The sequence below is a fragment of the Acidihalobacter sp. genome (genome assembly GCF_037381185.1).
Classification (GTDB): Bacteria; Pseudomonadota; Gammaproteobacteria; order DSM-5130; family Acidihalobacteraceae; genus Acidihalobacter_A.
Genome location: NZ_JARRQY010000095.1, coordinates 10,478 through 13,116 on the forward strand (window position 1 = coordinate 10,478; position 2,639 = coordinate 13,116).

At 52.1% G+C, this 2,639-nt stretch carries 5 protein-coding genes; 1 reads left to right on the forward strand and 4 read right to left on the reverse strand.

Features of this window, described 5'->3' with window-relative positions; genetic code table 11:
- Both P8014_RS19995 and P8014_RS20000 read right to left on the reverse strand, forming a co-directional pair.
- On the reverse strand, positions 1 to 248 hold a 248-nt coding region (locus P8014_RS19995; RefSeq protein ID WP_337819096.1), incomplete at its 3' end, for a hypothetical protein.
- A 100-nt stretch (positions 249 to 348) separates the two neighbouring features.
- On the reverse strand, positions 349 to 1,119 hold the full coding sequence (locus P8014_RS20000; protein ID WP_337819097.1) for a hypothetical protein: 771 nt from the start codon (positions 1,117 to 1,119) through the stop codon (positions 349 to 351).
- Positions 1,120 to 1,206: 87 nt separating this feature from the next.
- On the opposite strand from P8014_RS20000, the gene P8014_RS20005 reads away from it, so the two are divergent.
- The gene (locus tag P8014_RS20005; RefSeq protein WP_337819098.1) at positions 1,207 to 1,539 is read left to right on the forward strand and encodes a hypothetical protein; all 333 of its coding nucleotides are present in this window, start codon (positions 1,207 to 1,209) and stop codon (positions 1,537 to 1,539) included.
- Positions 1,540 to 1,552: 13 nt separating this feature from the next.
- Here the strand turns inward: P8014_RS20005 and P8014_RS20010 are convergent, their stop codons facing one another.
- Both P8014_RS20010 and P8014_RS20015 read right to left on the reverse strand, forming a co-directional pair.
- Positions 1,553 to 1,810, reverse strand: coding sequence for a DUF6708 domain-containing protein (locus P8014_RS20010; RefSeq protein ID WP_337819099.1), 258 nt, complete (start codon positions 1,808 to 1,810; stop codon positions 1,553 to 1,555).
- A 217-nt stretch (positions 1,811 to 2,027) separates the two neighbouring features.
- On the reverse strand, positions 2,028 to 2,639 hold a 612-nt coding region (locus tag P8014_RS20015; RefSeq protein ID WP_337819100.1), incomplete at its 5' end, for a hypothetical protein.

The window sequence follows — 2,639 nt, forward strand, 5'->3', positions numbered from 1 at the left end:
GCGTCTTGTATGCAGCTGTAAGCCAGCACCTGATAGGCCTGACCGCTCCTGAAGTCCTGCGGATCGAAGTTGTGCGTGAAGTGGGTCTTGAACGCAGCGCTCTTGAGCCAGGCGAGGTAGGCGGCATCCAAGGGTTTCACCACCGAATCGCTCAACGCCTTGACCCCGTCGTTGTATTTCTTGAGGAATGCTGTTGAAATGCGGCCAGCGATTACTTGATGTCGGTGAATGGCTTGCGGTTCATTCATTGCTCCGTTCGTCGAAGATATACAGATAGCCGTCACTCGGGAGACGCAGGGTGTAATGGCTCCGTATGTTCTATTGTCGTAAAGTCCTCTGCTATAACATTTATGGTGGTGTTTGCCCGTTGGCTGACGTTTCATGGCCGGAGATGCTATTGATACGGTCTCGCTTCGTAGCATTGAAAAAATCATCACTGAAATGAGGGCCCACCTTCCACTTTTGGCCATTTTTTAGGAAAGTGAAATCTGCTCTAATTACGGAATATGGCTGTAAGTCAAGCATGGGTGATAGGGCCGCGAGAGTATCGTCTCGATAATAAATCAATAATGGACAAGATGCCTTGTCGTCGACAACTTTACACGCGCCAATTGGCTCGATCTCTTTGACGCGATTTTCATATGTTTTGTTATCGCGCTGTGCTTCTCCCGTAAATTCGCAGAGATAACAGCGCCCTGTCATGGCCTTGTCAATTGACTTCAGACCTGAGCGGAATACTCGTCTAATTTCTGTGCGACCTAGTGGCGCGGCACGCATGCTAGGCTTTTTATGAATGGATTTTGAGGAGAACAACGCGGAGACATAAGCCTGATCCATGGTTCGGGTAATAAATTCACCTTGGTTAGCTGAATCCAGTTTAATTGTATAGCCAATTGTCCTTGACATTTTAGTTGAGTCGGAGCCCATCGAAATACTTACTTTTGCGGTACATCCTCGCGTTTTTAATGCCGAATCGTAGCCGATCTCATGTTCATTTGAAAAAACAACTCCCGGTTGGACACCCGCAACGAATTTCGAAGCGACCTGAGCCGCCAGCAGGGGATTTCCTGGGTCTCTGGCGAATACTCCAATCGCAATAGATTCGAGAGATTTATTCACGTCAGACGAGTTGCATTCAGGAACCGAGTTGCTACACCCAGAAACCAATAGCGTCATGAAAACTAATGAAGCCAATGAGCTATTTCGATGAAAAAAATCCATTTTGTAGTTCCATATGTAATGATCGTCGATGTGGGGCTGTATGCCGTTGGGGTCGAACGTGCTGGTGCCCCGGGCAAAACCGACGAGGTTGCGTTGAGGGATGACGCATATTCTTCACAAGGCACGAGCCTTGGCCATTTCCCGCTCGACGCCGAATTGTCCGGTGTATTCCGGCTCGGGCAATCGATGCGGATCATCCGGTTCGATACGACAGGCGGCTTCGATCTCAGCCGGCCAGACGGGCGGCTTGGAGGTTTTCATCACCAGCCAGCGGGTCAAAGCTTGCAACGCGGCGAATGGCCACAGCACGATGCGTAGCGCCCCGGTGGCTTCACCAACGAAGGTGGCCGCGCAGATCGTAAACCGGATCGCGAAACCCTTTGCCAATATGGAAAAACACGTCGTCCCACGGTACCGTCAGGATGCCGCCATCGCGTTTGTCGCGAAAGACGTAGACCTGTCGCGTCTTGCGATTGAAGCGGATGGGATAGTAGGTGTGGGTGAAGAAGTCCTTGCTGAGAAGCATGATTACGAAGAGCAGGATCGAGGCCGCACAAAATACCGCAACAATTGAAGACCCGATGATCATGTCGCGTTTCGCTGGAAGCGAGATAAACAGTGCGACTGGAAGACAGACTAAACCGACAGAGAATCCCCGATGACGAGATCGCCCTGCTGGCGAGGAAGTTCCGTGCGTTGCACAGATTCCGCAATGAGAGGAGGAGGTCTCTTAGGGGCTGCTTCAAGTGCGGTGACACCACCCACTTCATCGTTGGCCATTTGCTGGTCCAGCCGCTGTACATAGTTCATTCACCCTTTAACAAAGCGTCGTAGGCTACGGTCTGTGTATGAAGGTTGGGGAATTTCTCCCCGCCCAATGCGTGCTTACCGAAGTAGCAGCTATCCAGCCAATGCTGAAGCTTGTCGTGCCTGAATAGGGAAAGAACATACCCGACCGCGATCAACAACAGGAAGATCACCAGTGCCAAACCACCGGAAATCAGGGTCGTGAAGGCAAGGACTCCAGAAAGTACGGTCCAAGCCACGCCAAGCAGGATCTCGCCGAATCCAAAAACCACGTCTCCGTCGTTTAATGACTCATAACCTTCCCACATCTGTAGCAACCCCGCCAAAACACCCCCAACCACTCCCAGCAGCTTGCCGGCCCCTGACAAATATTCCGAGAAGTTGGCAGCCCTTCCAAATGACAACCTTTTTGCCAATCCTGAACTCGAAACACCCCAGTCCGTCTTCTCCAAAATCGCCCCGCTCATCTTGCCCACCTCGCCGAGGAACGTACTGGCACCGGCGACCAGGTTGCCGACGGTGGTCCAGTATTTCGCCCCCTCGGCCTTGCCCAACTGACTCATGATGTTGCCCATCACGAAGCCGGAGAGGATCAGGCCGAGGCCGCCGGC